This window comes from Promicromonospora sp. NPDC050262, assembly GCF_040655935.1.
In the GTDB taxonomy this organism is placed as follows: Bacteria; Actinomycetota; Actinomycetes; order Actinomycetales; family Cellulomonadaceae; genus Promicromonospora.
In genome coordinates, this window is sequence record NZ_JBFAKX010000003.1 from 182024 (window position 1) to 207316 (window position 25293).

20 protein-coding genes are annotated in these 25293 nt (G+C 69.4%); 10 read left to right on the top strand and 10 right to left on the bottom strand.

The window, feature by feature from the left end; genetic code table 11:
* Nucleotides 1-14: 14 nt before the first annotated feature.
* The 4 genes from AB0I29_RS06275 to AB0I29_RS06290 form a co-directional block, all read right to left on the bottom strand.
* Nucleotides 15-803: a carbohydrate ABC transporter permease gene (locus AB0I29_RS06275; RefSeq protein WP_350224571.1), complete on the bottom strand. Its 789-nt coding sequence runs from the start codon at nt 801-803 to the stop codon at nt 15-17.
* Between the two features lie 38 nt (nt 804-841).
* Nucleotides 842-1774 carry a sugar ABC transporter permease gene (locus AB0I29_RS06280; RefSeq protein WP_357479361.1) on the bottom strand — a complete coding sequence of 311 codons (933 nt, stop codon included), beginning with the start codon at nt 1772-1774 and terminating at the stop codon, nt 842-844.
* A 57-nt stretch (nt 1775-1831) separates the two neighbouring features.
* Complete coding sequence (locus tag AB0I29_RS06285; protein ID WP_357479364.1) at nt 1832-3061, bottom strand: ABC transporter substrate-binding protein; 1230 nt, start codon at nt 3059-3061, stop codon at nt 1832-1834.
* A 147-nt stretch (nt 3062-3208) separates the two neighbouring features.
* Nucleotides 3209-4201 carry an alpha/beta hydrolase gene (locus tag AB0I29_RS06290; protein WP_357479367.1) on the bottom strand — a complete coding sequence of 331 codons (993 nt, stop codon included), beginning with the start codon at nt 4199-4201 and terminating at the stop codon, nt 3209-3211.
* Between the two features lie 532 nt (nt 4202-4733).
* Between AB0I29_RS06290 and AB0I29_RS06295 the strand changes: the two genes are divergently transcribed.
* Together AB0I29_RS06295 and AB0I29_RS06300 are read left to right on the top strand one after the other, a co-directional pair.
* Nucleotides 4734-4916 (top strand): hypothetical protein, encoded by a 183-nt coding sequence (locus tag AB0I29_RS06295; RefSeq protein ID WP_285104530.1) that lies wholly within the window; start codon nt 4734-4736, stop codon nt 4914-4916.
* A gap of 352 nt (nt 4917-5268) precedes the next feature.
* A complete protein-coding gene (locus AB0I29_RS06300; protein WP_357479371.1) occupies nt 5269-6450 on the top strand; it encodes a glycoside hydrolase family 76 protein in 1182 nt (393 codons plus the stop codon).
* Nucleotides 6451-6553: 103 nt separating this feature from the next.
* Here AB0I29_RS06300 and AB0I29_RS06305 read toward each other — a convergent pair whose 3' ends face one another.
* The 4 genes from AB0I29_RS06305 to AB0I29_RS06320 all read right to left on the bottom strand — a co-directional run bounded on the left by AB0I29_RS06305 (nt 6554) and on the right by AB0I29_RS06320 (nt 11324).
* The gene (locus AB0I29_RS06305; protein WP_357479375.1) at nt 6554-8065 is read right to left on the bottom strand and encodes an alpha-N-arabinofuranosidase; all 1512 of its coding nucleotides are present in this window, start codon (nt 8063-8065) and stop codon (nt 6554-6556) included.
* Between the two features lie 113 nt (nt 8066-8178).
* On the bottom strand, nt 8179-9507 hold the full coding sequence (locus AB0I29_RS06310; protein WP_357479378.1) for a sugar ABC transporter substrate-binding protein: 1329 nt from the start codon (nt 9505-9507) through the stop codon (nt 8179-8181).
* A gap of 27 nt (nt 9508-9534) precedes the next feature.
* The gene (locus AB0I29_RS06315; RefSeq protein ID WP_285104537.1) at nt 9535-10428 is read right to left on the bottom strand and encodes a carbohydrate ABC transporter permease; all 894 of its coding nucleotides are present in this window, start codon (nt 10426-10428) and stop codon (nt 9535-9537) included.
* Nucleotides 10428-11324: a sugar ABC transporter permease gene (locus AB0I29_RS06320; RefSeq protein WP_357479382.1), complete on the bottom strand. Its 897-nt coding sequence runs from the start codon at nt 11322-11324 to the stop codon at nt 10428-10430. Before AB0I29_RS06320 ends, AB0I29_RS06315 begins: the two co-directional genes overlap by 1 nt.
* A gap of 99 nt (nt 11325-11423) precedes the next feature.
* Here AB0I29_RS06320 and AB0I29_RS06325 point away from each other — a divergent pair, with 99 nt between their 5' ends.
* Together AB0I29_RS06325 and AB0I29_RS06330 are read left to right on the top strand one after the other, a co-directional pair.
* Entirely contained in the window at nt 11424-12440 is a 1017-nt protein-coding gene (locus AB0I29_RS06325) for a LacI family DNA-binding transcriptional regulator (RefSeq protein ID WP_357479870.1), read from the top strand.
* A 323-nt stretch (nt 12441-12763) separates the two neighbouring features.
* Nucleotides 12764-15604 (top strand): alpha/beta hydrolase-fold protein, encoded by a 2841-nt coding sequence (locus AB0I29_RS06330; RefSeq protein WP_357479386.1) that lies wholly within the window; start codon nt 12764-12766, stop codon nt 15602-15604.
* An 82-nt stretch (nt 15605-15686) separates the two neighbouring features.
* Here AB0I29_RS06330 and AB0I29_RS06335 read toward each other — a convergent pair whose 3' ends face one another.
* Nucleotides 15687-16739: a LacI family DNA-binding transcriptional regulator gene (locus AB0I29_RS06335; RefSeq protein WP_285104543.1), complete on the bottom strand. Its 1053-nt coding sequence runs from the start codon at nt 16737-16739 to the stop codon at nt 15687-15689.
* 66 nt (nt 16740-16805) lie between these two features.
* Nucleotides 16806-17849, bottom strand: coding sequence for a LacI family DNA-binding transcriptional regulator (locus tag AB0I29_RS06340; RefSeq protein ID WP_285104545.1), 1044 nt, complete (start codon nt 17847-17849; stop codon nt 16806-16808).
* A gap of 179 nt (nt 17850-18028) precedes the next feature.
* Here AB0I29_RS06340 and AB0I29_RS06345 point away from each other — a divergent pair, with 179 nt between their 5' ends.
* The 6 genes from AB0I29_RS06345 (at nt 18029) to AB0I29_RS06370 (ending at nt 25279) form a co-directional block, all read left to right on the top strand.
* Entirely contained in the window at nt 18029-19348 is a 1320-nt protein-coding gene (locus AB0I29_RS06345) for a sugar ABC transporter substrate-binding protein (RefSeq protein ID WP_357479873.1), read from the top strand.
* 115 nt (nt 19349-19463) lie between these two features.
* Nucleotides 19464-20414 (top strand): sugar ABC transporter permease, encoded by a 951-nt coding sequence (locus tag AB0I29_RS06350; RefSeq protein ID WP_357479392.1) that lies wholly within the window; start codon nt 19464-19466, stop codon nt 20412-20414.
* Between the two features lie 16 nt (nt 20415-20430).
* A complete protein-coding gene (locus tag AB0I29_RS06355) occupies nt 20431-21327 on the top strand; it encodes a carbohydrate ABC transporter permease (RefSeq protein ID WP_285104551.1) in 897 nt (298 codons plus the stop codon).
* Nucleotides 21328-21375: 48 nt separating this feature from the next.
* Entirely contained in the window at nt 21376-23010 is a 1635-nt protein-coding gene (locus AB0I29_RS06360; RefSeq protein WP_357479396.1) for a beta-xylosidase, read from the top strand.
* Between the two features lie 178 nt (nt 23011-23188).
* Nucleotides 23189-24244 (top strand): LacI family DNA-binding transcriptional regulator, encoded by a 1056-nt coding sequence (locus AB0I29_RS06365; protein WP_357479399.1) that lies wholly within the window; start codon nt 23189-23191, stop codon nt 24242-24244.
* Between the two features lie 105 nt (nt 24245-24349).
* Entirely contained in the window at nt 24350-25279 is a 930-nt protein-coding gene (locus tag AB0I29_RS06370; RefSeq protein ID WP_357479402.1) for a sugar phosphate isomerase/epimerase family protein, read from the top strand.
* Nucleotides 25280-25293: the final 14 nt, after the last annotated feature.

Consider the following 25293-nt stretch of genomic DNA (forward strand, 5'->3'; position numbering starts at 1 on the left):
CGTATCCTATCGCCCTATTTGACAGCGCCCTGAAGCAGGGCTTTCACGAAGTGGCGCTGGAAAAAGAGGAACACCAGCAGGGAGGGGGCAATGATCAGCAATGAACCGGCGCACAACAAAGCGATGTTCGTACCGTGCTCACCCTGGAATGCACCCAGGCCGCCGGCAACGGTACGCATGGTCGGATCATCGATGAGCACGAGCGGCAGCAGGTACTGGTTCCAGGTCGCGAGAAAGAACAGGATCGTGAGTGCCGACAAGGCGGGTACCGCGAGCGGCAGCTGGACCTGGCGGAAGATCTGCCACGGCGTGGCGCCGTCGAGCTCGGCAGCCTCGGTGAGGGCCGTCTCCACCTTGAGGAAGCTCGCTCGCATCCAGAACACGCCGAAGGGCATGAGCAGCCCGATGAGCGGCAGGATGACGGCCCACCGGGTCCCGAGCAGCCCCATGTCGCGAAGGTTGTAGTAGAGCGGCGTGATGAGCGCCTCGAACGGCAGGGTCAGCCCGACGAGCAGGAGCGCGTTGACGAACCTGCCGCCGGGTACGTCGAGCTGCGCGAGCCCGTATCCGGCCGCGGTGGCCATGGCGACGGCGGCCGGCACGACGCCGAGCACGATCAGGACGCTCGACTGGAAGAGCGCGAGGAAGTTCGCCGCGGTCCACGCGTCGGCGAAGTTCTGCCACTGCGGGTCCTCGGGCCAGGCGAGCCCCGGCGGCGTGCTGTTCTGCGGTGCGAGCGCGGCCGTGAGCATGCTGAGCAGGGGCAGGATCGCGAACGCCATGAGCGCCACCAGGATGACCACACGCGAGACGAGGCCGTGGCGGGTCGACGAAGCGGTGTTCATTCGTGCCTCCCGAGTCGCTGGATGGGCCAGATGACGAGCAGGACGAGAGCCGCGAGGAGGACGGCGAGGGCCGAGGCCTGGCCGATCCGCTGTTCCAGGAAGGTGAGCCGGTAGATCTCCACGCCGGGCACCATCGTCTGGTACCCCGGGCCGCCCTGGGTCGCGATCTGGACGACGTCGAAGCTGGCCAGGGCTGCGATCGTGCCGATGGTCGCGCAGACCGCGATCTCCCCGCGGAGCCCGGGAAGCGTGACCGCGAAGAACTCGGCGACGCGGCCCGCTCCGTCCAGGCGGGCAGCCTCGTAGAGCGACGGGTCGATCTTGCCGATGCCGGACAGCAGGAGCACCGTGCAGAAGCCGAACGACAGCCAGAAGCCGATGACGCCGACGGCCGGCAGCGCGAACGTGAAGTCGCCGAGCCAGGCGCGCGTCAGGGACTCCAGGCCGACCGCTCCGAGCGCCTGGTTGACGAGCCCCTCGGTGGAGAACATCCACGTCCACGCGATGCCGGCCGCCACCGGCGGCAGCACCTGGGGGATGAACAGCACGACCCGTGCCGTGGTGTTGAACGTCCCGACCCGGAGCTCTCGGATGAGGCTGGCCGCGACGAGTCCCAGACCGACCGGGAGGACGGTGTAGAAGAAGATGAGGACGAACGCGTGGATGACCGACCCGAGCAGCTCGGGCTCGGTGAAGATCGCTCTCCAGTTGTCCAGGCCCGCCGGTGTCGCCGGCCCGATGCCGTCCCACTCGTAGAACGAGAACTGCACGGACTGGCCCAGCGGGTACAGGACGAACACGCCGTACATGACGAGCGCGGGCGCCACCCAGAGCAGTGCTCCCCACCGCCGTGCCGGACGACGTCGTCGAGCGGGACGCGGGCGTGGTGACGACACGGGACCCGGCTTGACCGCGGTCGAACTCGTCACCAGGTGGCCTGGTGGTTCAGTGCCTGCGTTCTGTGTCATGGTCTCGCCCCCGGGCATCTACTTCTCCGCCTCGTCCTCGTAGTCCTTCTGGACCGCCGCGGAGAACTCGGCCGGCGACGTCTTCCCGGCGACGAGAAGCTGGGTCTGCGGGATCAGGGTGTTCGCGTGCATCGATGCGGTCGAGTTCGACATGAAGTCGACGAGACCGTCGCTCTCCAGCAGCAACTGGAACGACTCGACGGTGCCGGAGACGAGGGATCCGGGCTCGGAGTCCGGCAAGGACGCGTCCGACGGTCCGGCGGGTGGCAGGCCGAGAAGGTCGAGCGTGCTCTGTCGGGCACCGGTGTCCGTCTGGATGAAGTCCAGGAATGCGGCGGCCACGTCACTCTGGGAGGACTTGGTGGGGATCGCGAGCACGCCGGGGGCGGTCATCGCGGTGAACGGGTCACCGGTCTCCTCGGGCGGGAAGAGGAAGAACCCGATCTCGCCTCCGCCTGCTTCCTGGAGCGTGGGTGCCTGCCAGTTGCCGCTCGGGAAGAAGACGCCCTCACCTTCGGCGAACCTGGCGGGAGCCTGGGTCTGATCGATGCTGTTGACGTCCGCCGGCAGATATCCCTCCTCGCTCCAGCTCTGGAGCGTCGTGGCGGCATCCACCAGCGCGGGCGTGTCGATGTTCGCGCCCGGCTTGTTGTAGTTCCAGTCCTGGACCACCTGGGTGCTGCCGGCGTAGTTCATCTGGAGGTTCTGCAGCGGATACGCCAGTCCTCCGTCCTTGCCGTTGACCATCAGCGGCAGCAGGCCGGCGTCCTTCGCCTTCTCCAGGCTCTCCTCGAAGGCGTCGAGCGTGGCCGGCGGCTCGGTCATGCCGATCTGAGCCGCGAGCGACTTGTTGTAGTACATGCCCGTCAGCCCGAACCCTGGTCCGGCGCCGTACAGGTGCCCGGTGCCACGCTGTCGTCCGTCGTCGTCGACGCGGGTGGAGGCGAACTGCGACTGCGGCCACTCGGTCCACCCGTACGCCTCGGCGTACGGGTCGAGGTTGGTCAGGAGCCGGTCCTCGACCAGGTTCCCGAAGGATGCGAGCCGGACCAGGTCGGGCACCTCCGTGCCCGAGATCAGGCGAGGGACGTTCGTCGTCAGGCTGTTGAAGTCCTCGCCGGTCACCTGCACGGTGACATTGGGATGCTTGTCCTGGAAGGCTTCGCCGAGCTCCTCGTAGAGCGCCACGTCAGGTGTGGACACGAGCACCTCGAGAGTGACCGGCGCGTCGCCGATGCTCGTGCTCACGCTCGTCGGCGTGTCGGACAGAGGGCTTTGCGCGCCCGGGGCGCCGCACGATGCCAGGAGTGCGGTAAGGACGACTGGCAGCGCGGTGGGCCAGCTCGGTCGCCGGCTCCGCCGAGGCAGAGTGTTGTTGGTACGCATGACAACTCCTCAGGAGTGAATTTCGGACGGTGTGCTGATCGCGCGACCTGCGCGGTCCGGTTCTCGGTCGGCGAACACTCGCCGTAGTGCCGAGCCGGCCTTGTCCATCGCGTCCGTCGCGTCCGTCATGACGCCGAGATACTCGATGAACCCGTGGATCTGGCCCACGTAGTCGTGGACCTCGACCGGGACCTGGTCGCCACGCAACCGCTCGGCGTACTCGACGGCCTCTGAACGAAGGATGTCGTGCTCGGCGGTGATGACGACGGCGGGGGAGACGCCGCGCAACGTCTCGGCATGCAGCGGCGAGACCACCGGCGATCGTCGCATCAGCCGGTCGGGGACGTAGGCGTCCCACAGGTATCCGATCCGCTCGAAGGCGGTTCTGCCGTAGCCGGCCAGCCCCGCGAAGTCCGAGTACGACTCCACGAACCGACGTTTGCTCGTGGTGTCCATGGTGCTGTCCAGAACCGGGTACACCAGCAGCTGCAGCGCCAGGTCGACCTGGGAGTCCCTCGCCCGGAGCGCGGCCGCAGCCGCGAGGTTCCCGCCGGCGCTGTCGCCCCCGACCGCGACCCTGGAGAACTGCCGCCGGGCCCAGCTGACGGCGGCCCACGTGTCGTCGAGCGCGGCGGGGAACGGGTGCTCGGGAGCGAGCCGGTAGTCGATCGCGAGGACGGCGCACGCGGCACGGTTCGCGATCGCTCGCGCGACGCCCTCGCAACAGTCCAGGTCGCCGAGCATCCAGCCGCCGCCGTGGATCCAGACCAGGACGTCCTCCTCGTCGCCCCGCGGCCGGTAGAGCCTGGAGGGGACGCCGCCGGCCTCGATGGTCTCCGCGGAGACCACGGGCTCCAGCGGACCGCGGAACGCCAGTACGTGGTCGCGGGCCTGCTTCCGCAGCGCGAGGACGTCGCGACCCCAGTAGTTCACCTGGGGTGCGAGGGACTCGAGGTATCTCTGCACCTGCGCGCTGGGCGCGGGGCTGATGGGTGTCGCCATTGAGCTCCTCCTTGAGCTGGGCGGGCCTGCGGTGTCGGCAGGCAGGCAAGAGTGACCACTCCGTCGTGGTCTTTCGGCATCGATGTGGGGTCTGCGGTCGGTCACCGCTGGTCGGGAACCTGGCGGTACGCGGTCACGGTGTGCGGTACCGCTGCGGCCGGGTGAGCAGGCTGCCGGCCGCTCGCGACCGTCCGGTTCACCTGGGCTCGAGAGGCTCGAGCTACCTGTGCGCCCGCGTGCTGGGCACGGGGCTGGTCGATGTCGTCATGGAGCTCCTCCTTGAGCTGGACACGTAGGAGTGACCACGTCCCGCGTGCGTCACCACCCAATACCGACTGAGTAGTCAGTCTGTTCTGTGCTTTTGAATGTAGCTCGCGCTCGGTCGTGTGTCCAAGCCGGCGGATGTGGTGTAACCGATTCGTGATCCCGTGGGCTTCGGCCTGGAAGGCCTCGGCGAGCTGTTCGAGATCGACCGCTTCGACCAGGACCTTGACTCCCTCCGCTCACCGGGTGCCCGGATAGAGTCCTCTCCGTGAGCAGCGGATGGCAGGACATCATCAGCTCGGTGCGGGAGGGTGCCGGCGGCCCTTGGGCGTGTCCGGAGTGCGACGAGGTTGCCGTCGAGCTGGGTCAGCGTTTCGTGCGTCGCGAAGTCGTCGAGTCGACGCTGCTCTGTCTTGCCTGCGAGGCAGGGGCTGACGGGCCCCGGTTCTGAGCCGATGGCGTGAACGACGGACCAGATCCTCGATCGGGTCCGAACTGCCTCGACTCTCGTCGAGGCACGGGCTCGTGGCGGGATCGCGTCGTTGACCGGTGAGGTCCGTATCCCCTAGCCTGGCCGCCGGCCGTTCAGGACCTGTCCGAGTCAAAGGAGACTTCGCGAGGCTGGGTCTGACCACCCCACCGTCCACGGTCGAGCACCTCGCGGGCGCGATCGTCGAGGCCTCGGTCGCAGGGCGTGACGAAGGGAGATCGCGGATGTTGCCCAGGTTCTTGATCGCGGGGATGACAGCGCTGACATCGGCCTCCGTCGACTGACCGAGCACCACCGAACGAAGGAGCGAACGATGAGGTTCACCAGAGCTGCCGCCACGGTCGTCGCACTGGCCTGCGCGCTGGGGGCGGCGGCACCTGCCGAGGCGCAGCACGGCGGCGCCCCCGCGGTGTCGCAGCGCACGCAGGTGCAGCGGGCGGTCGCGTCGTACGACGCGATGCAGGAGCACATGGCCGCGAGCGACGGTTCCGGCCTCTACCGCGAGCGGTACCCGAGCGGGGCCGAGGACCGCACCTACTCGTTCGAGTGGCCGCACTCCCAGGCGCACGTCGCGACGCTCGACCTCACCGGGCTGCCCGGGGCCGCGGGGCGGTCCTTCGAGGACGACCTCGCCGACGTCGCCCGCGGCCAGGAGCACTTCTGGAATGCCGACGGCGGCACCACCGGGCTGCCCGGCTACGACTCGTACCCGCGCGCCCCGTACGGCGGTGGCGGTGACATGTTCTACGACGACAACGAGTGGGTCGCGCTCGCCAAGGTGCAGCAGTATCTGGCAACCGGCGACGAGGCGGCGCTGAGGCGCGCCGAGGAGATCTTCGAGCTCGTGGTCTCCGGGTGGGACACCGACCCGTCGCACCCGGCGCCCGGCGGCGTGTTCTGGACCCAGGCGACCTGGAGCACCGACCGCAACACCGTCTCCACGATGCCCGGCGCGCAGCTCGCCACCCGCCTGTACATGATCACCGGGGAGCGAGGCTACCTCGACTGGGCACAGCGGATGGTGGGGTGGACCGACGAGCACCTGCTCGCGCCGAACGGCCTCTACTGGGACAACATCAAGCTCGACGGGTCCATCGACCGCACGCAGTGGTCGTACAACCAGGGCGTCCCGTTGGGCACCTACACCCTGCTGTACGAGGCGACGGGCGACAAGCGGTACCTGGCCAAGGCGAAGGCGATCGCGGCGGCCTCCTACCGTTACTACGTCACCGAGGGGCGGCTGGCGGACCAGCCGATGTTCTTCAACTCCATCTGGTTCAAGAACCTCCTCCTTCTGGAGTCCGTGACCGGCGGCACGACGTACCGGAACGCCATGGCGGACTACGCCGACGATCAGTGGCGCACCGAGCGCGATCGCGCGAGCGGGCTGTTCAACGCGGGGGACGAGCACACCGAGCTGCTGGAGCAGGCGGCGATGGTCCAGATCTATGCCACCCTGGCGTGGCCCCGCGAGCAGGCCTCCATCCTGTACTGAGCCCTGGCGGCAAGCGGCCTCGCCGTCGACCAGGGCCCAGGGTGCAGCGCCCTCTCGTCCGTGTGAGCGCGGACGAGAGGACGCTCTCCTCGGCGCGGCCCGGTCAGATCCGTTCGAGCCGGAGCATCGACCAGGAGACGGGCGGCAGGTCGACGTGCGCGCGGTCGTCGGAGACCTTGGCCGTGGTGTTCGCGCGCGGCAGCACCGAGCTGGCGTCGTCGGCCGTCGCGGACCACGTGTGGTCGGGGTTCGACAGCGTGAGCGCCTCGACCACCCGGAGCCCGGGGAAGCCGCGCAGGTCCACGTCGAGCGCCACGTCCTCGGTGAGCGACCGGTTGACCGCCAGCACGACGACGCCGCCGGTCTCCGTGTCGTGGGTGGCGACCGCGTCGAGCACCGGGACCGGGCCGAACTTCGCCGTCTCCTGTACCGGTGCGTCCACCGCCAGGCGCAGCACCTCGCCGGCGGCGTGCCGTGCGGTGAGCGCGAAGGGGTGGAACGTCGTCTGCCGCCACGACCGGCCGCCCGGCTCGGTCATGATCGGCGCGATGACGTTGACGAGCTGCGCCAGCGATGCGGCGTGCACGCGGTCGGTGTGCCGCAGCAGCGAGATCAGGAGGTTGCCGACCACGACGGCGTCGGCCACGTTGTAGCGGTCCTCCAGCAGCACCGGGGCCACGGGCCAGTCGTCGCCCGACGGCGGGCGCGACTCCGCGCGCTTCTGGTACCAGACGTTCCACTCGTCGAACGAGACGTGGATGTGCTTGGTGTGCTTGCCCGCCGCGCGCACGGCGTCGGCGGTCGCGGTGACGGAGTCGACGAAGTGGTCCATGTTCACCGCCGAGGCCAGGAAGGAGGCGAGGTCGCCGTCCTCCTCCCAGTAGTAGGCGTGCGCCGAGATGTGGTCGACGTGCTCGTAGGCCTCGGTGAGCACCGTGTGCTCCCACTCGCCGAAGGTGGGCATCTGCGAGCCCGACGAGCCGCACGCCACGAGCTCGAGGTCGGGGTCGACCATCCGCATCGCCCGCGCGGTCTCGGCCGCGAGACGCCCGTACTCCTGCGCCGTCTTGTGGCCGATCTGCCACGGGCCGTCCATCTCGTTGCCCAGGCACCACATCTTGATCCGGTACGGGTCCTCGGCCCCGTTCGCCCGCCGCAGGTCGCTCCAGGTGGTGCCGCCCGGCACGTTGCAGTACTCCAGCAGGTCGAGGGCCTCCTGGACGCCGCGCGTCCCGAGGTTGACCGCCATCATCGGCTCGACGCCGGTCCGGGCGCACCACCGCATGAACTCGTCGACACCCACGAGGTTGGGGTCGGTCGAGTGCCAGGCGAGGTCCAGACGGCGGGGGCGCTGCTCGACCGGGCCGATCCCGTCCTCCCAGCGGTAGCCCGAGACGAAGTTGCCGCCGGGGTAGCGCACCGTCGAGACGCCCAGCTCCCGGGTGAGCTCGACGACGTCGCCCCGGAACCCGTCGGCGTCCGCCGTCGGGTGGCCGGGCTCGTGCAGCCCCGTGTAGACGCTGCGGCCCAGGTGCTCGACGAACGAGCCGAACGTACGGGGACGCACCGGTCCGACGACGAACGCCGGGTCGATGGTGACGGATGCGGACAGCATGGGTGGTACTCCTCGGTGGTCGGTGCTTGAGGGCATGCTTCGCGCAGGCGGGGCGGCTGCCGTCGCCGACGGCCGCTGTGGCCGCCCCGCCTGCGCGATCAGACGGTCGGGGCCTACTGCCCCAGCTGGTTCTGCAGGTCGGCCTGTGTCTGGTCGAGGGCCTCCTGGACCGGCACGTCGTTCTCGTAGATCTCGTTCAGCGTGACGGTGCGGAACGTGTCGTCGACGGTGGGCCAGTTCGGGTCGGCGAACGACTCGAAGTTCCCGATGCCGTCCTTCACCTCGCCCAGCACGTCGAACAGGTTGGTCTGGAAGTACTTGTTGAACTTGTTCTCCGGGTTCTTGGTGACGGCCTCGTCCTCCCACATGGCCATGTTCACGGGGTCGAAGCCCAGCACCTCCCACACGGCGACGTTCGCCTCGGGGGAGAGCTTGGCGAAGGCGAGCCATTCGGCGGCGAGATCCTTGTTCGGCGAGACGACGGGGATCGCCGTGCCGGTGCCGCCACCACCGATGGTCTGCACCTCCGCGCCCTCGGGGGCCGGCGCCGGGGCGATGGCCACCTTGCCGGCGAGGTCGGGCATGTAGTCGACGAACCGGGACGTGTACCAGGCCGGGTAGACGATCGCGGCGAAGTCGCCGTTGTTGATCGCGCCGTACGCCTCCTCGGAGTCGGGGCTCCCGCCCGGGATCGTGGAGACCGCCCCGGCGTCCTGCATGTCCTTGATCATCGAGAGGGTCTCGACGACCTCGGGGCTGTTCACCTGCACGTTGCCCTCGGCGTCGATGTACTGCCCGCCGAGCTGCGCCGTGATGAGCGGCTCCAGGAACATGACGCCGGTGCTGGCCACGCCGAACGCCTTGCCGGTCTCCTCGTGGTACTTGACCCCGGCCTCCTGGAAGTCGTCCCAGGTCTTGATGGTCGTGTAGTCGATGCCGGCGCCCTCGAGCGCCTCCGTGTTGTAGAAGGTGGTGAACGCGCCCACGTGGGTCGGGTAGCCGTACATCTTCCCGTCGCGGCTGTACAGGTCGAGCTGCGCCTGGACGATGTCGTCCTTGTACGGGGCCGCGGCCTCGGTCAGGTCGAGCAGGGGCGGGTTGTCGCCCTTGACGAAGTTGGCGAACTTGTTGACCTCGATGTCGACCACGTCCGGCAGGCCCTCACCGGAGTTCACCGCGAGCTGCAGCTTGTTGTGCATGTCCTCGTACGGGTAGACCGTGACCTCGAGCTGGATCTCCTTGTCGGGGTTGGCCTCGTTCCACTGCTCGGCCATCTCCTCGTAGTACGCGGCGTGCACGTCGGCGAACGTCCACATGTTCAGCGTCGTGGAACCGTCGGCGTTCTTGACGGGTGCCGCGGGCTGACCACCGCCGCACGCGGTGAGTGCGCCCACAGCGAGTGCGGCGGCCAGCATGGACACCGTCGTCCGTAGCCTTGTCATGTCTTTCTCCGTTCGATCAGGGAGCGGTCAGCCTTTGACCGCTCCTGCGGTGATTCCTTCGATGAAGAAGCGCTGGAATGCGAGGAAGAGGATGAGGATGGGGATCAGGGAGAAGAAGGCCCCGATGATCAGCAGCTCGTAGTTGTTGCCGTAGGGCGTCAGGAGCGTGTTCAGGCCGATCGGCAGCGTGAACTTCTCGGGGCTGCGCAGCACCAGCAGCGGCCAGAGGAAGTTGTTCCAGCAGAGCATCCCGTTGAGGATCGCCATGGCGGCCATCGCCGGCTTCGTGATCGGCAGCACGAGCCGGAAGAAGATGCCGAACTCGCTCACGCCGTCGACCCGTCCGGCCTCGAGGATCTCCTTGGGTATCCCCAGGAAGTACTGGCGGAAGAAGAAGATCGTCACGGCCGAGGCGAGGAACGGGAGCGCGATCACGACGTAGGTGTCCGCCAGCCCCATGTCGTTGACCTGGACGTACAGGGGGAGCATGAGCATCTCGAACGGGACGGTCATGACCAGCAGGACCATGACGAACCACAGCGTCTTGGTCCTGAACTCGTACATCGCGAAGCCGTAGGCGACGAACGCGCTCACCAGCAGGGTCCCGGCGACCTGCCCGATCGTCAGCAGGAGCGTGTTCGCGAACCACCGGAAGTACGGCCCCGAGTCCGTGAACAGCAGGACGTAGTTGTCCAGGCTCAGCGCGGCGAGGTCGACGTCGAAGGTCATGCCTCGCCGGATCACCTCGTTCCCGTCCTGGAACGTGCCCACGAGGATGGCGAGGAGCGGGACGAGGGAGATCAGCGCCATGACGACGAGAAAGACGGACTGGACCCACGCCGCGGCGGACGGCCCGCGGCGACGTCGGACGGCGGTGGCAGGAGCGGTCGTCACCCGGTCCTGTTCCTGGAGAGCGGCCATCACGCGGCCTCCTTCTTGAAGGTGCCGCTGGCGACGAGATAGGAGATGTTGATCGTCATCACGATGACGAGCAGCACCACGCCGACGGCAGAGGCGAAGCCCAGGTCGTTCTCCTCGATGCCCTTGCGGTAGAGGTATCCGACGACCGTGAGGCCCTGGTTGTTGGGCGAGTTGTTGCCGGCGTAGAGCATGAAGCTCTCGAGGAACATCGCCAGACCGCCGTAGACGCTGATCGTGACGACGTAGACGATGGTCGGCCGGAGGTTCGGGACGGTGATGTGGACGAACTGGCGGAACCTGCTCGCCCCGTCGATCGACGCCGCCTCGTAGTACTCGGTCGGGATCGCCTGCATGCCGGCCAGGAAATACATCATGTTCACCCCGGTCCACCGCCACAGGGCGATGGCCAGCAGGGCCACGAGCCCCGTGACGTCACCGCGCAACCAGCGGACCGGGCCGAAGCCGAAGAACTCCGCGACCTGGTTCATGATCGCTGTGTCGGACTCCGCGAAGATGAGGCGGAACACGATGCCGGCCACCACGACGGAGGTCAGCGCGGGAACGAACATCGAGGCCTTGAAGAACGCCTTGATGCGGGCGCTGCCGATGCCCGAGTTGATCAGCGCCGCCAGCGCCAGCGGGATCGGGATGAGCAGCACGAGCGTCAGGACCATGTAGCGCAGGCTGTTGAACAGGGCCTGCCAGAAGATGCGGTCCTGCCAGAGCCGCGTGTAGTTGTCGAACCCGATGAAGGTCGCCTGGCCGTAGAGCACCTCCTGGGTGCTCATCACGAACGATCGGCCCAGGGGGACGACCCAGAAGACGGCGAGGGTGACGAGAAAGGGAAGGATGAAAAGGTAGGGCGCAAGCCTCTTCGAGTACAGGAGCTGCTTCACGGCGGTCCGGATCCTCCTTGATCAGAGCCACGGGGTGACGCCGGCGCGGTCGGACGAGGCCGTCGATCGCGGGGTGTCATGATGGTCGGCGTGGTGAAGATGAGCGATGTGGCACATGAAGCAGGCGTCTCGACGATGACGGTCTCGAATGTCATCAACGGGCGGCCGGGAGCTAGTGAGGACACCCGCGCCCGCGTGCTCGACGCGGTGGCCCGGCTCGGCTACCGGATGAACGCCACCGCGCGGCAGCTGCGCGTGGGCCGGAGCGGTGCCATCGGGCTGCTGGTACCGCACCTGGACGGTCCCTACTACTCCCACCTCGCGGCTCGGCTGGACACCCTGGCGCGATCGCGGGGGTACCACGTCATCATCGAGCGGACCGGTGCCAGCAGGGAGGGCGAGCTCGACGCGATCTCGCCCGAGCGCGTGCGGCCCTACGAGGGCGTGGTGTTCAGCCCGGTGCAGATCGACACCGCGGACGTGACGGCGGCCGGCATCGAGGTCCCGGTGGTCCTGCTCGGCGAGCGACGGCTGGCCGGCGCGTTCGACCACGTGATGATGGACAACGTGGGCGGCGCCGAGCTCGCCGTGTCGCACCTGCTGGAGCACGGCGCGCGGCGCATCGCCCTGATCGGTGGCCGCCCGGACAGCGGCGTCGACAGCATGGCGACCCTGCGCAGCCGTGGCTACCGCAGTGCCCACGCCGCGGCGGGCGTGCCGGTGGACGAGCGCCTCGTGGTCGACGCCGCCTCGTTCACCACGAAGGACGGCTACGAGGCGGTCATGCGGCTCCACCACGGCGGCATCCCGTTCGACGGCGCCTTCGCGCTCACCGACGCCGCGGCGATGGGTGCGCTGCGTGCGCTGGCCGACATCGGGCTGCGCGTCCCGGAGGACGTCCAGGTGGTCGGCTTCGACAACGACGCGGAGGGGGAGTACCTCATCCCGCGCCTGACCACGACGGACCCCGACAACGACTCGATGGCGGAACGCATCATGGAGCTGCTCCTGCGGCGGGTCGAGGCGGGTACGGCCGTCGCCGGTGACGTCGTGGAGGCCGTCATGTCGGCCCGGATCGTCGTGCGTGAGTCGACGCTCGCCCGCACGTCTGCTTAGTCGATCGGTCACTGGTTCTCTTCCTCGAGCAGCCTGTCACCTCGGTGATATTTATCGATAAAGTAGGGGTCATCGCCCCGGGTGTCAACGGGACGGTTCCACGTTCGGCGGCTTGCCCGGCCTCCGGCGTTTCAACGTCGTAACTCGGGCCACTCGACCCATTGACACTGATGATCCAGGCGCGCGAACATGTGCCCCGATCGAGCCGTTACGACGTTGTAACGCACGCCGGAGGCCACCGGCCGTCGCAGGGTCTCGATCTCGCTCTGCCTGCGTGGAGGGAGCCGCCCTCCGCGGGGCAGGTGTCACACGGGAGGGAATCAATGACGATCACCACTCAGGACCGAGGAAGGCCATGGCGGCACCTGCTGCGCCGGTGGACCGCCCTGGCGGTTGCCGGAGCCCTGGCGTTCGCCGGGGCGGCGACGACCGGCGCTCCGGCGGCGGCCGAGGAGACACCCTGGCTCACGATCCAGGAGATCCAGGGGCAGGGCGTGTTCGCGCGGTGGACGGTGCCGAACGCCGCCGTGGAGGAGGCGGCCGGCGGGCCGGTGTCCCAGGTCGTGGCGCGAGGAAGCTTCGGACCGTCGGACAACTGGGCGCAGGTCAACCTGTCCCGCAGCGGGTCGAGCTGGACCGACGTGATCGGCCCGCTCGAGCCGGGGCTCTACCACTACCAGCTGACGGCCGACGACACGAAGCACTTCGGCGACCCGACCAACCCGAACACCAACGAGGCCCAGCCCACGTGGCGCTGGTTCTACGTCCCGGGCCCCGACGGCTTCTTCCTGAACGACGTGCCCGATGGGGCCGGCGGCACCTTGCAGGACATGTCGTACGAGAGCACCGCCGGGGGGCAGGACCGGACCGCGGTGGTCTACACCCCGCCGGGATACGACGCCGGACGAGCCGAGCCGTACCCGGTCTTCTACCTGCAGCACGGCAGCGGTCAGAGCTACCGGGACTGGACCGAGCTCGGCCGGGCCCGGCAGATCTTCGACAACCTCGTGCTGGACGGGGGCATGGTTCCTGCCGTGGTCGTGATGGGGAACGGCAACGGGGTGAGCTTCACCGACGAGCTCCTGCAGCGGATCGTCCCGGCGTCCCGGGAGCACTTCAACGTCTCCGACGACCCGGCCGGGATGGCGCTCGCCGGCCTGTCGATGGGCGGCGGCCAGTCCATGACGGTGCTGAAGACCCGCCCCGGGGTGTTCGGCTACGTCGGGACGTTCGGGGCCGGCTTCGGCAGCACGAGCGGCGTGGACGTCGACGCGATCAACGACGGGACCACCCTGCTGCGGCTCTACACCGGCAACAAGACCGACCTCGCGTACAACTCCGTCGTCAGCTCGGTCCCGGCTCTGGAGACGGCGGGCATCGACCACGAGTTCGACGGGATCAACCCGGACTACGGCCACAACTGGAACCACTGGCAGGAGTCCCTCCAGGACTTCTCCCGGCGGATCTTCCGCGACCCGAGCGAGATCGACGACCACGGGATGAGCCCGGGCCACCTCCCGGCGGAGGGCACGTTCACGCCGCCGCCCGCCGGCACGACGCCGACCCCCTACCTGACCGACGACGGGTTCGCGACGTTCGAGGCGCCCGCCGAGTACAGCTCCGCGCAGACGATCACCGTGTGGGGCAACTTCGGCCCGTCCAAGCGCTGGGTCCGCATGGAGATGTCCCGCTCGGCCGGCCGGTGGCGGGCCACCGTCGGTCAGCTCGAGCCCGGCTTCTACTACTACCGGCTGCACGTCGACCGCGTGCAGAGGAAGGACACGAGCAACCCGAGCACGGTCACCACGGAGCCGACCTGGAGCACCTTCTACGTGCCCGGCGACTCCGCACGGCTCCTGGCTGACGCACCGGCCGGTGAGGGCGGGGAGCTCCAGGTGATGAGCTACCCCAGCTCGGCCTCGGGCAACCCGACCCGCAGCGCCTGGGTCTGGACGCCCCCGGGGTACGACGCCGACCGCGAGGTGCCGTACCCGGTGCTGTACCTGCAGCACGGCAGCGGGCAGTCCTGGACGGACTGGGTCGAGATGGGCCGGGCCGGGCAGATCATGGACAACCTGCGGCTGGACGGGGCCACCGTCCCGATGGTGGTCGTGATGGCCAACGGCAACGGGGTGAACTTCACCGACGAGCTGCTGCAGCGGATCGTCCCGGCCTCCCGGGAGCAGTTCAACGTCTCCACCGCCAAGGACGAGATGGCGCACGCCGGGCTGTCGATGGGCGGCGGTCAGACGGTGAGCGCGCTCAAGGCGCGGCCCGGCACGTTCGGCTACGTGGGTGTGTTCGCCGCGGGCTTCGGCGGAGCGGTGGACGCCGCGACCGTGCAGGCCATCAACGAGCGCACGAACCTGCTGCGCTTCTACTCGGGCAACGTCACCGACACGACGTACAACAGCGTGGTGAGCGGGAACGCCACGATGGACGCGATCGGCGTCGACCACGAGTTCAACGGTTACACCGCGCACGGCCACAACTGGGACGCGTGGCAGCTGAACCTGATCGACTTCGCACCGCGGCTGTTCCAGCACGTCGGTTCCGTGTCGGTGACACCGGCCGAGCCGACGGTCACGGTCGGCTGGACCGAGCGGTTCGCAGCCGAGGTGGCGTCCACCCACGGGGCCAGCTCGGCCGTGACCTGGTCCGTCGAGGGGGAGTCGTCGTCCGGTACGACCATCTCCGACGACGGGCTGCTCACCGTCGGCGCGGACGAGACCGCGTCGTCGCTCCGGGTGGTCGCGACGTCGGTGTTCGACCCGACCCGGTCGGGGACGGCCGAGGTCGGCCTGGCGCCGACGGGCGCGGCGGCGGCCACGGTGAAGGCGAGGGCGACACCGGCGTCGGTGCCCGCCGGCGGCACCTTCCAGCTCCACGTCTCCGTGGACCCGGCACACCGGCCGCACGCGGGGCCGTCCCAAGCGGGGCCGTCTCACGCTGGGCCGTCTCACGCTGGGCCGACACCGACCGGTGAGGTAGCCGTCACCTTCGGCGGCACCGTGCAGGTCGTGCCACTGGTCCGTGGCAAGGCCGAGGTCAGCCTGGCCACGACGGACCTGCCTCGCGGGAAGTACCGGGTGCACGTCGCCTACTCGGGTGACCCCGCCTACGCACCGCAGGCCGCGGACCATCAGGAGCTGAGGGTGCGGTAGCCGGCACACCGCCCGGCGGAACGCCGGCGCGGCCCCGGTCGATGGGGTCGGTGAGCGCGAGCTCGCCGACCCCACCGGCTCGCTACGCCGCGCCGTCGCTCTCGGGGACGTCCTTGTCGTCGAACCCCGTGGACTCCCGCCGCACGATGCGGAACGGCGGCTTGACCAGGCGGGCCGGCTGCCGGTCCTCCTGCTCGTCGATCCGTTCGACGAGCAGGTCGACGGCGACACGGGCGATCTCGGCGCGACCGGCGTCGACCGTGGTCAGGGACGGGACGGAGAACCTGCTCTCGTCGATGTTGTCGAAGCCGATCACCGCGACGTCGTCGGGCACCCGCACGCCCGCCGCGGCCAGCTCGCGCAGGGCGCCCAGCGCCAGGCCGTCGTTGAGGCAGAAGAGGCCGTCGAACGGCACCCCGGCGAGGAGCAGCTCGCGCGCCGCCTCCGCCCCGTTCCACTGGAACCACGGGGCGGCCACCCGGACGAGGTCGGGGTCGACGATCAGCCCGGCCTCCTCCAGCGCCTCCCGGTAACCGGCGACGCGCAGGTCGGCCGCGCGCATCTGCACCTGGCCGTCCGGGTGCGCGCCGATGACGGCGATGCGCCGGCGCCCTACCTCGAGCAGGTGACCCACGGCGGCCTTCGCCGCGCTCGTGTTGTGCATCGTGACGTGGTCGGTGGGCCCGCCGAAGATCCGCTCGCCGAGCAGGACGGTGGGGAACGTCCCGGCGAGGAGGTCCTTGTCCCCGGTGCCGAGCCGCTCCGGGGCGTAGAGCAGGCCGTCGGTCAGGTACGGCCGACGGCGCGTCACGACGTCGATCTCGCGCTGCCGGTCACCTCCGGTCTGCTCCACCAGGACGCCGAGGCCCCGCCGCTCGGCGGCCCGGATGACCTCGTCGGCGAGCTCCGCGAAGTAGTTCTGGCGCAGCTCGGGGACGGACAGCTCGATGACGCCCGTCCGGCCGGACCTCAGGCCCCGTGCGGACAGGTTCGGGCGGTAGCCGAGCTCCTCGATCGCCCACTGCACGCGGCGTCGTGTCTCGTCACGGACGCGCGGGAAGTCGTGCACCACGTTGGACACGGTCTTGGTCGAGACGCCGGCGAGGCGAGCGACATCCTGCAACGTCACGCTCACGGACCGCCCCCTTGCTCTGCGCGTCGGCCATGACGCACCAGGTGACACACCAGGTCGGACCGCATCCTACCGGCGGTCCGGCGGCGGCGCGGTCGAGTCGCGGACGGTGAGGCTGGTGGCGAGCTGGACGTGACGTGACGCGGGCTGGACGCCGTCCGCCATGGCCAGCAGCGTCTCGACGGCCATCCTGCCCATCCCGGCCAGCGGCTGGTGCACCGAGGTGAGCTGCGGCGTGGTCCAGCCGGCCTGGGGCGTGTCGTCGAAGCCCACGACGCTGAGCTGCTCGGGCACCGGCACGGCCAACTCCCGTGCCGCGGCCAGCACGCCGACGGCGATCTCGTCGTCGCCGGTGACGATCGCCGTCGGCGGCTCGGGCAGAGCGAGCAGCGCCCGGCCGTGCACGAGGCCCGTGTCGATGGAGAACGAGTCGCTGCGCACCAGGGCCTCCTCCAGGCCGATCCCCGCGGAGTCCAGTGCCGCCCGGTAGCCGTGGAGGCGTTCCCGGGCGGCGGCCGACGCGGACGGGCCGCCGATCCACCCGATACGACGGTGGCCGAGCTCCAGGAGGTGCTCCGTGGCGGTGCGCCCGCCGGCCCAGTTGGCCGAGCCGACGCTGACCGTCCCCGGCGCCTCCACGTCGACGGGGTCGATCATGACGAACGGCATGCGCACCTCCTTCGCGGCCTGCAGCACGGCGTTGGGCCGAGCGAGGGTGATGCCGACGATGCCCAGGACTCCGGACTCCTTCTGCTCCGCCACCCAGGCCCGGGCGGCGGCTCTGGTGGCGCGCACCGCGCGGTCGGGCGCGGAGCGCACCAGGAGGTTGACCCGGGCGCTCGTGGCCGCGGCGAGCACGCCGTCCAGCACGTTGGCCACGTAGGGCGAGGCCAGGGCGTCGAACACCGCGGCGATGGTGCGCGTGGGCGGTGTCTCCCACTGGGTGGTCGGGCGGTAGCCGAGCGCCCCGACGGCCTCCAGGACGCGCGCGCGTGTGTCCTGTGCGATGTCGTGGCGCCCGTTGAGCGCCTTGGACGCGGTGCTCGTGGAGACACCGGCGTGTCGTGCGACGTCAGCGAGCGTCGCCCGCTCCCTCGATGGCCGGCCAACCATGGTCTTTCCCCTCGTCGAAACTATTTCGAAGTCTATTGATCGCCTGAGGCGACGTCAAACCCGGAGATCCTCGAATCTGCGACCCGTTGACGCCTCGGCGGAGTCGCCGCTACAGTCCGTGCTGGATCGATAAAGTTGCGAAACTATTTCGCAACCTCTCAACGAGGAGGGACAGGGTGATGAGGCTTCTTACCAAGGCATGGACGGTCGGCGTCGCGCTCGTGACCGCGGGCGCACTCACCGCGTGCTCGGGTGCGGGCGGGACGACCGGGGGTGCCGGGGGTGGCAGCGCCGACGAGCCGGTGAAGCTGACGGTGTGGAGCTGGGACGGCACGGTGGAGCTCGCGGTCCCGGGCTTCGAGAAGGCCAACCCCGGCATCGAGGTCGAGGTCGTGAACGCCGGCTCGTCCTCCGACGAGTACCAGGCGCTCGACAACGCGATCCAGGCCGGATCCGGTGTCCCGGACCTGGTGATGTTCGAGTACTTCGCGGTCCCGTACTTCGCGGTCCCCGGCAAGCTCGCCGACCTCGGTCCGCTCGGCGCGGCCGAGCTTGCGGACGACTACGTCCCGTCGGCCTGGAACAACGTCACCATCGGCGACGGCGTCTACGCCCTGCCCTCGGACTTCGGACCGGCAGTCATGTTCTGGAACGAGGCGACCTTCGCCAAGGCGGGGATCGACGAGGCGCCGGCGACCTGGGACGAGTACTACGAGGACGCCAAGAGGATCCGGGCACTGGGCGACGACTACTACATCACCCAGGACACCAACGACCTCTTCTTCCTGCTCTCGCTGATCTGGCAGGCCGGCGGGCGCCCGTTCGAGGTCGACGGGACCACCGTGCACATCGACTTCGCCGCCCCGGAGACCCAGAAGGCGGTCGCGTTCTGGCAGAAGATGATCGACGAGGACCTCGTCAACACGAAGATCAGTGCCTGGTCCGACGACTGGAACCGCGCGCTCAACGACGGCACGCTCGCCTCGCAGAACATGGGCGGCTGGCTCACCTCGACCCTGCCCGAACGCGCGCCGGACGCCGCCGGCGACTTCCGGGTCGCCCTCATGCCCCAGTGGGAGAAGGGCGAGAAGGTCGGCGCCGAGAACGGTGGCTCCTCGTTCGGGATCCCGGAGGCCGCGGCCAACAAGGAGGCGGCCTACACGTTCCTCGAGTACTTCACGCACGGCGAGGGACTGCAGCCCCGCGTCGACGCCGGCGCGTTCGTGCCGAACACGTCGGTGCTGGACAGCCCGGAGTTCCAGGACGTGAAGAACCCCTACTTCGGCGACCAGAAGACCGGCGAGGTGCTCGCGGAGGCCTCGAACATCGCCGCCGTCGGCTGGCAGTACCCGCCGTTCTTCGAGTGGGCACGGAGCACCTACGCCGACATCGCCACGCCGTTCTACACCTCGGGTGAGGGCTCGCTCGAAGAGGTCCTGCAGACCTGGGAGCAGCGCTCGGTCGAGTACGGCAACGAGCAGGGCTTCCAGGTCGACTGACCGCCCCGGTGGGCGTCGCGCGCGAGCGCGCTCGGTGCGAGAGCACTCGGCGCGAGCGCACCCGGCGTGGGACGCCCGCCGGACGACCGCACCGACACACGAGAAAGGACCAGTCATGAGCGCAACGGAGCGCATGACACGCCCCGCGGCGGCGAGCACGCTCCTGCCCGCCGGGGAGCCGCAGCAGTACCGGCGGCGACGCACGCGACAGATCGGCTGGGCGTTCGTGGCGCCCTTCGGCGTCCTGTTCGCCCTGGTGTTCATCGTGCCGATCACCTACGCCGCCTACCTCAGCCTCTTCCAGGACCGGATGGTGGGCGGGCCGTCCTTCGTCGGCCTGGACAACTACACCAAGCTGTTCGGCGACGCACAGTTCTGGGACGGCGTCTCCCGGGTCGTCTCGTTCACGCTGATCCAGGTGCCGATCATGCTGGTGCTGGCCCTGGTGCTGGCGCTCGCGATGGACTCGATGCGGCTGCGCGGCATGCGGTTCATGCGGGTCGCCATCTTTCTGCCCTACGCCGTGCCGGCCATCGTCTCCACCCTGATGTGGGGCTTCATGCTCGGCGTCCGCTACGGGCTCTTCGGGAGCATCAACGACTGGCTCGGTACCGACATCGACCCGTTCCGGCCGAGCACGACGCTGATCTCGATCGGGATCATGGTCACCTGGGCCTTCACCGGGTACAACATGCTGATCTTTGACAGCGTGCTGAAGGCGGTCCCGCAGGAGCTGTACGAGGCGGCCGCGATCGACGGCGCGGGGGAGCTGCGGGTGATCCGGGCGATCAAGCTGCCCGCGCTGCGCGGCTCGCTCGTGATCACCGTCATCTTCTCGATCATCGGGACGTTCCAGATCTTCAACGAGCCGCAGATCCTCCCGTCGATGGTGGCCAACAGCGGGATCACCACCTACTACACGCCCAACCTCTACGCGTTCAACCTCGCGTTCACGGGCTCGCAGCAGGGCTACGCGGCCGCCCTCGCCCTCGTCATGGCCGCGTTCACCATCGCCATCGCGTACGCGGTCCAGATCCGGGGCATGCGAGATGCCCTCGACCAGTAGCAGCCGGAGACCTCTCATGACGACCACTGCCGACGTGCGGCGCCGCGGGCGCCTGCACACCCTCGCCAACCCCCGCAAGAGCGGCACGCTGACCTTCCTGACGGGGCTGTTCACGCTCTACTGCCTGGTGCCGCTGATCTGGCTCACGATCAACTCCACCAAGTCCCAGGCCGACTTCGTCTCCAGCTTCGGCTTCTCCTTCGGCCGGCGGTTCGCGCTGTTCGACAACATCGTCGAGGTCTTCACCTACGACGGCGGCATCTTCACCCGGTGGCTGCTCAACACGGTGCTCTACGTGGTCGTCGGGGCCGTCGTCTCGACGTTCCTCGCCGCGCTGGGTGGATACGCGCTCGCCAAGCTGGAGTTCACCGGCAAGCGGGTCTTCCTGTTCGTGGTGCTCGGCGCCATCTCGGTCCCGGGCATCGCCCTGGCCATCCCGCAGTTCCTGCTGTTCGCGCAGCTCGGCCTGACGAACACGCCGTGGGCGGTGCTGATCCCGTCGTTCCTCAACCCGTTCGGGCTGTACCTCATGTGGGTGTTCGCCGCGGAGGCCGTCCCCACCGGACTGCTGGAGGCGGCGAAGATCGACGGCGCGGGGGAGTTCCGCACGTTCTGGCAGATCGCGCTGCCCATGCTCGTCCCGGCGACCGTGACCGTGCTGCTGTTCTCGTTCGTGTCGATCTGGAACAACTACTTCCTGCCCTTGATCATGCTCAAGGACCCCGACTGGTACCCGCTGACCGTCGGCATCAACCAGTGGAACAAGCTGGCCTCCACGGCCGGCAACGGCGAGCTGCTCCAGAACCTCGTCGTGACGTCGTCGCTGCTGACGATCATCCCGCTGATCATCGCGTTCATCTCGCTGCAGCGCTTCTGGCAGTCCGGCCTGAGCCTCGGCGCCGTCAAGGGCTGAACCCGCTCGAGGCCCACGAGCACCCACGCAAGGAAACAGAGGAGAACTGTGCAGACCCCAACCACCCCCGGCCTGACGATCGACGGCGAGGCGACCACCGCCGTCCCGCTGCGGCACATCTGGAACGAGTGCGTCGGCGCGGGCCGGGCCAACGAGGCGCTGCGCGCCGACTGGCAGGCCCACTTCCGCGAGGCGGTCACCCGGCTGGGGGCACGGTTCGTGCGCTTCCACGGACTGTTCCACGACGACATGTTCGTCTACCGCGCCAGTGACGGCGGCGGCTTCGGCCCGCCCGTCGCGCTCGACACCCCGGTGCACACGTTCAGCTACGTCGACAAGGTGTTCGACTTCATCCTCGAGACCGGCGCGCGCCCGTTCGTCGAGCTCGGCTTCATGCCGCGCGAGCTGGCCACCGAGACCGAGACGCTGTTCTGGTGGAAGGCCCACTGCAGCCCGCCCACGGACATGGCCCGGTGGGTCGAGCTGGTCACCGCGACCGTCACGCACTGGATCGACCGGTACGGCCTCGACGAGGTGCGGCAGTGGCGGTTCGAGGTGTGGAACGAACCCAACCTCGTACCCCACTTCTGGACCGGGACGCGCACCCAGTACTTCGAGCTCTACGAGGCCACGGCCCTGGCGATCAAGGAGATCGACCAGGAGCTCAAGGTGGGCGGACCGTCCACGAGCGTGTTCGTGCCCGACGACCGCTACCGGGGCGAGTGGGAGGACCGGTCCGTCGAGCACGCCACCGCCGAGGCCGAGGACGTCGACGCCCTCGACTGGCGCCCCGTCTGGATCGAGGAGCTCATCGACTGGTGCGCCGCGCGTGAGGTCCCGATCGACTTCCTCTCGACCCACCTGTACCCGACCGACGTGGCGTTCGGGGCCAACGGACAGGTCCGCCACATCCGCCGCCACGTCGACGCGACCTACGACGACCTGGTCGCCCTCCGCAAGCTCATCGCCGGCAGCCCGTTCCCCGACGCCGAGCTGCACATCACCGAGTGGTCGAGCTCGCCGTCCAGCCGCGACGCGATCCACGACACCCTGTTCGCCGCCACCTACATCACCCGCGCCTACCTGCGGTGCGCGGCGCTCGCGGACTCGGTCTCGTACTGGACGTTCACCGACGTGTTCGAGGAGGGAGGCGCGGGCATCGGCCCGTTCCACGGGGGGTTCGGCCTGGTCAACGAGCAGGGCCTGCACAAGCCGACGTACCACGCGTTCGAGATGCTGTCGCGGCTCGGCGACACGGTCCTCGCCGCCCTGCCGTACGGGACGATCACGCAGGACTCGGCGACGCGCGAGGTCTCCGCCGTGTTCTTCAACTACCCGGACGGCATGGGCCGCAACGGGGTCGGGTCCGAGCTCACCTACGCGGCCACCCGCGGCCTCGCGGACCTGGGTCCCGCCCGGCGCATCCGGCACACGGTCGAAGGGCTCCCGCCCGGCGCCGTGTTCACGGTCGAGTCGATCGACTGGGACCACGGCAACGTCGCCGAGGACTGGCACCGGATGGGTGAGCCGCTCAACCTCACCCCGGCCCAGACGGCCCGGCTGAGGGAGAGCGCCGACGCGCTGCGGGTCGCGACGCTCGCCGTGTCCGGGGACGGCGCGCTCGACATCGACCTCGAGCTGCCGGCGTGGTCGGTGCTGTCGATCGCCCCGGCCCGGGGCTGACGGCGCGGATCGGGACGTCGAAAACTTTCGGAGCGGCACAGGGGTTCTCCGGCGCGCCAGGCCCGGATTTCCGGGGACAGAGGGTGCGGCGCCTGTCCGTTCAGAACCGGAACGTGGGCAGATGCACCTTGTACTTTTCGGAAGCAAGCGATAAAACGGTCGGGACGAGGAGGCAGCCTTGACGAAGAAGACCGGGCCGGCACGCCCCAACCTCTCGGCCGTGGCCGCACACGCGGGCGTGTCCACCGCCACGGCCTCCAAGGTCGTGAACGGGCGGCCGGACGTCGCCGAGGACACCCGGGAACGGGTCGAGACGGCGATCACCGCGCTCGGGTACCGAGGGCCTTCCCGGACGAGTACGGCACACACCGTCGAGCTCATGGTCGACACCCTGGACACCACCTATGCGTCGCAGGTCCTGCGCGGCGTGGTGCTCGCGGCGGAGGAGGCGGACCTGGAGGTCGTCGTCGGGCGGGTGCGCCGCAGGTCCGCGAGCGGGGTGCCGGAGTCGAGCGCCGCCTGGGCCCAGCGGCTCGCCGCCGCCGACCGGGTGGGTGCGATCGTGCTGACCTCCGGGCTCGGCCCGGACGTCTACGCGAGCCTCGCCCGCGCCCGCGTCCCCCTCGTGGTGATCGACCCGCTCGACGTCACCGAGGAGGGCGTGGTCTCCGTGGGGTCCACGAACTGGCTCGGCGGACGGAGCGCGGCGGAGCACCTGGTGGGTCTCGGGCACCGGCACATCGCGGTGGTGGCCGGGCCGTCGGAGTCCCTCAGTGCCGTGGCGCGCCTGGACGGCTTTCTCACGTACTGCCGGCAGAAGGGCGTGGAGATCGACCCCGGGATGGTTCGGCCGATCCGCTTCGACCACGACCAGGCCGTCCAGGTCGCGGAGCGGTGGTTCCAGCGTCCGGACCCGCCCACCGCGATCTTCGCGGGCAGCGACGCGCAGGCGATGGGGGTGCTGGAGGCGGCCCGACGGGCCGGTCTCCGGGTACCGGAGGACGTCAGCCTCGTGGCCTACGACGACACGCCGCTCGCGTCGTGGGCCAACCCACCGCTGACCGCCGTCCGGCAGCCGCTGGAGGAGATCGGCCGGCGTGCCCTGCTGACCGTGCAGCAGCTGCACGAGGGCAAGCCCGTCGACTCCCACCACATCGAGATCGCCACCACGTTCGTCGTCCGGGACTCGACCGCCGCGCCCCGGACCGAGCGGCTCCGCGACACGCGGGGCTGAACCGCCGCCGGCCTCGCTCCGGCGGACCCGCACCACCCGCCGGACGATCCGCCCGGCGGCCGAACCGAGATGCCGCGCGGCATCGCAGATCGACGGAGATCGCACATGCGCACAGCCGACACCTGGCCCATCGCGGCCAACATGCTGTCCTTCGGGTCGACGACGGCGGACGGCACCCCGAACGTCGACGCACCGGCCGAGTCGTGGCGGGCCCAGCTCCAGCAGGTGGCCGACCTGGACTTCACGGACGTCGACCCCACCGATGCCTGGCTGTCGATCGGCGAGCTGAGCGACGCCCGGTTCACCGAGCTGCTCGCCGTGCTGAAGGAGACGGGGCTGTCGGTCCCGTCCGTGTCCACCACCCGCCGCAGCGTCATCGACGCCGGGCGGGGCGACGACTACCTGCGCTTCGGCCACACGATCATCGACCGCGCCCCGGAGCTCGGGGCGGAGGTCGTCAACTTCGGGTTCATGCAGGCGCTGAAGCCCGCGCAGGAGCGCGCGCTGTGGTTCTGGCTCGCCGAGGGGCACCACGACGACCTCGACGACAAGGACACCTACGACCTCGCGGTGCGGCGCATCCGCGAGCTCGCGGACCACGCGCGCGACCTCGGGGTGCAGATCAGCCTCGAGATGTACGAGGACACGTACATCGGCACCCCGGACCTCGCGGTGCGGTTCGTGCACGACGTCGACCGCGACAACGTCGGCATCAACCCCGACCTCGGCAACCTGGTGCGCCTGCACCGCCCGGTCGAGGACATCCCGACGATGTTCGAGAAGGTCCTGCCCCTGACCAACTTCTGGCACATCAAGAACTACACGCGTGACGAGGACCCGGCGACGGGCTCGTACGCCACGCACCCGACGCCGCTCGTCCAGGGCGTCGTGAACTACCGCGCCGTGATCCGCCGGGCCCTCGAGCTGGGGTTCGAGGGCGTCTTCGTGTGCGAGCACTACGGGTCGGACAGCCTCGGCGTCGCCGCCATCAACCGGGAGTACATCCGTGACGTGCTCCGGGGCGCCGGGCGGTGACCCTCGTCAGCAGC

Bases quoted from the DNA above. Each gene is read 5' to 3' on its own strand.
- AB0I29_RS06290 (WP_357479367.1), bottom strand. From the start codon at position 4,201: ATGGCGACACCCATCAGCCCCGCGCCCAGCGCGCAGGTGCAGAGATAC.
- AB0I29_RS06300 (WP_357479371.1), top strand. From the start codon at position 5,269: ATGAGGTTCACCAGAGCTGCCGCCACGGTCGTCGCACTGGCCTGCGCG.
- AB0I29_RS06305 (WP_357479375.1), bottom strand. From the start codon at position 8,065: ATGCTGTCCGCATCCGTCACCATCGACCCGGCGTTCGTCGTCGGACCG.
- AB0I29_RS06310 (WP_357479378.1), bottom strand. From the start codon at position 9,507: ATGACAAGGCTACGGACGACGGTGTCCATGCTGGCCGCCGCACTCGCT.
- AB0I29_RS06315 (WP_285104537.1), bottom strand. From the start codon at position 10,428: ATGGCCGCTCTCCAGGAACAGGACCGGGTGACGACCGCTCCTGCCACC.
- AB0I29_RS06325 (WP_357479870.1), top strand. From the start codon at position 11,424: ATGAGCGATGTGGCACATGAAGCAGGCGTCTCGACGATGACGGTCTCG.
- AB0I29_RS06330 (WP_357479386.1), top strand. From the start codon at position 12,764: ATGACGATCACCACTCAGGACCGAGGAAGGCCATGGCGGCACCTGCTG.
- AB0I29_RS06340 (WP_285104545.1), bottom strand. From the start codon at position 17,849: ATGGTTGGCCGGCCATCGAGGGAGCGGGCGACGCTCGCTGACGTCGCA.
- AB0I29_RS06345 (WP_357479873.1), top strand. From the start codon at position 18,029: ATGAGGCTTCTTACCAAGGCATGGACGGTCGGCGTCGCGCTCGTGACC.
- AB0I29_RS06350 (WP_357479392.1), top strand. From the start codon at position 19,464: ATGAGCGCAACGGAGCGCATGACACGCCCCGCGGCGGCGAGCACGCTC.
- AB0I29_RS06355 (WP_285104551.1), top strand. From the start codon at position 20,431: ATGACGACCACTGCCGACGTGCGGCGCCGCGGGCGCCTGCACACCCTC.
- AB0I29_RS06370 (WP_357479402.1), top strand. From the start codon at position 24,350: ATGCGCACAGCCGACACCTGGCCCATCGCGGCCAACATGCTGTCCTTC.